The 3,518-nt window shown below is 69.0% G+C and carries 5 protein-coding genes; 3 read left to right on the top strand and 2 right to left on the bottom strand.

All coding sequences use genetic code 11. The features are described 5' to 3' along the window. A partial coding sequence (locus FKP22_RS24325) for a hypothetical protein (protein ID WP_211361560.1) occupies nt 1-618 on the bottom strand: 618 nt, incomplete at its 3' end. Nucleotides 619-843: 225 nt separating this feature from the next. On the opposite strand from FKP22_RS24325, the gene FKP22_RS24320 reads away from it, so the two are divergent. The 3 genes from FKP22_RS24320 to FKP22_RS24310 all read left to right on the top strand — a co-directional run bounded on the left by FKP22_RS24320 (nt 844) and on the right by FKP22_RS24310 (nt 2,888). After that, the gene (locus FKP22_RS24320) at nt 844-1,920 is read left to right on the top strand and encodes a porin family protein (protein WP_141290244.1); all 1,077 of its coding nucleotides are present in this window, start codon (nt 844-846) and stop codon (nt 1,918-1,920) included. Between the two features lie 11 nt (nt 1,921-1,931). Further along, complete coding sequence (locus tag FKP22_RS24315; RefSeq protein ID WP_141290243.1) at nt 1,932-2,399, top strand: type 2 periplasmic-binding domain-containing protein; 468 nt, start codon at nt 1,932-1,934, stop codon at nt 2,397-2,399. Between the two features lie 180 nt (nt 2,400-2,579). After that, on the top strand, nt 2,580-2,888 hold the full coding sequence (locus FKP22_RS24310) for a hypothetical protein (RefSeq protein ID WP_141290242.1): 309 nt from the start codon (nt 2,580-2,582) through the stop codon (nt 2,886-2,888). Here the strand turns inward: FKP22_RS24310 and FKP22_RS32640 are convergent. After that, on the bottom strand, nt 2,843-3,518 hold a 676-nt coding region (locus tag FKP22_RS32640; RefSeq protein WP_310733366.1), incomplete at its 5' end, for a choice-of-anchor X domain-containing protein. The genes FKP22_RS24310 and FKP22_RS32640 overlap by 46 nt on opposite strands.

The following is a 3,518-nucleotide window of genomic DNA, read 5'->3' as shown; positions in this document are numbered from 1 at the left end:
GTCGACCACGACGATCTCGCGACGCCCCGCAGCGGCCGTGTCCAGCAAGCGGTCGATCTGGCGCGGATCGAAGTTCAGCCGCATCTGCATGGCCGCTGCGCCGGGCTGCGCATAGGCCTGGGTCACGGGCGTGTCGATGACGAGTTCGGCGCGGCCATCGTTTGTCGGCGCGGCCAGGTAAAGCTGTGCAAAGCCGCCTGGCAGGCGGGCCTGCACCGAGAGCTGCTCGGGTGACAAGGGCGCAGCCTGCCGGCCGATGCGCTGGGCGCTTGCGCTGGCCAGCACCTGGCCGTCGTCGCGCTGGCAGTCCAGGCTGGTGTAGACCTCGCCGTAGCCGCGCTGCAGGCCCACCAGGTAGTTGCTCACGCGCTTGTCCACATCACCCAGCGCCAGGTCCTGCATCAGCTCCGAGCGGCTCCACACCAGCGCGTTCTGGAAGCGCTCGAACAGCATGGTGTCGATGTCGGTCTGCAGCGTGCCGGCCTGGGCCGCGAGGCTGCGCTCGATTTGCGCCGTCATCGCGCTGCGCGTGCGGCTGAAGCTCAGCCAGGACAGCGCGGCGCTGGGCACCCAGGCCAGCAGCAGGAAGGCCAGCAGCAAAGTTCGGCGTAGCGTCAAGACAGCGGGAGCGCAGCGGCTGGGCGGAGAGAAAAATCAGGCGGCATGAAGGTTGCGGCATGCGCCTCACGGACAATGGACAAGCACATGATCACGCAAGACGAACGGGCTGCAGGCGCAAGTTTCACGCCACCGCTGGCAAGGCCGCCTGAAGCACCGCAACGTGGTCTGTCTGCGCGGTGCCGGCGATTGTGCATCGGCCTCTTTTCGCCTTTGTTCGCGGTGATGCTGGGCTTGGCGGCGCCCGCATCCACGCAGGCGCAAACCCTGCTGCAGGAGCAGCCGCAGCCCGAGACGCTGCCCGATGCGCCGCCGGTGGGCTGGCAACTGGCGCCAGGCCTCACCGTGTCCGGCTATGCCACCGGTCAGTTCCTCGCCCCCTTGGGCGACACCGAATTGCCCGACAACCCGGGCGACGTGAACAACACCCAGTTCAGCCGGCGCGCGCGCTTCAACCTCAGCCACCTCAGCGCCATTGCCTGGTGGGAGCCTGCGGCGGACTGGAAGCTGCTCGGTGAGATCGACCTGCAGAACATTGCCCAGCTGCCGTCCGGCAGCGGCGCGCAGTACGGTGCCGCGGCCTCGGCCTACGTGGCGCTGGAGCGCGTCTATGCCGATTACCGCGCGACCGACGCGCTGACGCTGCGCGCCGGCAAGTTCCTCACGCCCATCGGCCACTGGAACCAGGACCATTCCGACCCGCAAACCTGGACCGTGCTGCGCCCGCTGATCTCGCAGGCCGCGTTCCCCACCAGCGTGACCGGCCTGATGGCCTTTGGCAGCCTGCCCATGGCCGATCAATGGCTGGACTACCAGCTCTATGCCTCCAACGGCGGCGAATGGCGGCCCAGCCCGTGGACGCATCCGTTCGACTCCGCGTTTGGCGGCCGGCTGTCCACCTCGCTGAACCCGGACTTCAAGATGGGCGTTTCGCTCAGCCGCTTCTTCGAGCGCGAGACGCCGGGCAATGAATTCCTGCTGGCGGGCGTGGATGCCGCATGGACGCTGGGCCGTGCCGAGCTGAGCATGGAGGCCATGCATCGGCGCAGCCCTGGCGGGCAAGGCGGCGAACGCGGCTGGTTCCTGCAGGGCGCGTTGCCGGTGGCGGGGCGCTGGTGGCTGACCGGCCGGCAGGAGTACTACCGGCGCGACGTGGATGGCTGGTCCAGCCGCTCGACGCTGATCGGTGCGGTCTACAAGGGCGTCGACCACTGGACCTTCAAGATCGAGTGGGTGCAGCTCTCGGCGCGGGCGGTGGGCCAGCCTGCGGGCCTGCTGTCCTCGCTGACGCTGGCTTTTTGATCGCGGTGCCCATGCGCCTTGCCCTCGCCTTGCTGCTGTTGCTCTGGCTGTCGTTCGCCGGTGCACCGGCGCGCGCGGCCGAAGGCGGCATCGCGGTCGTGGTCGGCAAGCTGCCGGGCGCACCCACGGCGCTGGGCCGTGCCGAGCTGCTGGGCATCTACGGCCGCAAGCGCGAGCTGTGGGACGACCGCACGCCCATCGTCGCGATCAACCTGCCGGCTTCGCATCCGCTGCGGCGCGACTTCTCGCTGTGGCTGTTCAGGCGCACGCCGCAGGACCTGCAGTCCTACTGGAACGACCAGTACTTCCACGGCGTGTTGCCGCCGCCGGTGCTGGCCTCGGAAGAGGCGGTGCTGCGCTTCGTGGCGGCCACGCCGGGAGCGGTGGGCTATGTGTCGCTGTGCGCGGTGGACAAGCGGGTGGACGTGGTGGCCGTGTTGCCGGCCAGCGAGCCGGCGGCGGCCTGCCCGTCGCACTGAGCACCCCGTCCAAGCGCGCAAGTTTCTTCATACCGTGCGCAAGTTCTTGCGCACTGCATTGCGCACAGCTTGCAGTTTCAGACCGGTTCGGCCTGCTTCAGGCCCTGGCAGCGGGTGTTGCGCGATGTGGTCTGGAGATTGCAGTTGTGCAGGCATCCAAAGCCACTGTGGGCCCCTCCGATGAAGCCTGATCTGCCCCTCGAATCGATTGCCCAGCGGCGCGTGTTCTCCACCAGTGCCGACGTGGACGGTCGCAGCCACGTCGGCTTCTATGCCGTGCAGGCCGACATGCTGACCGCGTGGATCCCGCAGCGCGGCAGCCGCACCGCGCGCCTGGGCCAGCACTTCGCGCCGGCGGTCGCGCGCGAGCTGATCGTGGAGATCGTGCGCGAATGCCCGCAGCGTTTGGACGATGGCGTGCTGGCCGAGCCGCTGTCGCTGGCTCAGGGGCCAGCCACTGTCGCCGGCTCGCTCAGCTGGCGCAGCTGAGCCTCGGCCTGGGCCACGTCCTTGTCGTATTCGGTCAGGTAACGGCTGCGTTCCTCGCTCTGCCATTCGGCACTGGAGAACTCGGCCAGCACGTGGGCGCGCGTGGTGTAGACCTTGCCTTCGCGTGCGGCCAGCAGCGCGCGGTCCGGGAAACGGTCTTCGTGCAGCAGGAAGCCGGTCACGTCGCGCAGCGTCAACGGGAAGGCCGGCTGGCCGTCGCGCAGCAGCTTGCCGAAGACCGGCAGCGCCAGTTCGCGCGTGCCCGCGGCCAGTGTGTCGTTGAAGCCCACCAGCGCAAACGGCTTGCCGTTGGCGTCGTCCACCCGGCCGCTGATCACGTAGCGGCCGGCCTGCTGCACCTGCAGCTTCAGCAGCAAATTCAGCGAGCCGTCCTGCACCGCCTCGCGCGCGCCGGGCAGCCAGGTGGCGGGTGCGGCGGGCGTGTAGATCACGTCGAAATACGCATAACCCGCCTGCTCGCCGGACTGCAGCGACAGCTCGATGCGGATCAGCCCGTCCAGCTCGGCAAAGCCTTGCGTCGCGGGCTGCCAGCGCAGCGTCAGCTCGCCGTCGCCGGCCTGCGTGTCGCCGTTCTGGCCGTCGTCACGGAAGCTCACGTCGACCTGCCCG

Source organism: Ideonella azotifigens (genome assembly GCF_006519715.1).
GTDB classification, from domain to species: Bacteria; Pseudomonadota; Gammaproteobacteria; order Burkholderiales; family Burkholderiaceae_C; genus Ideonella; species Ideonella azotifigens.
Note: the sequence above shows the minus strand (reverse complement) of the source record. Positions and strands in the feature narration are given on the sequence as shown.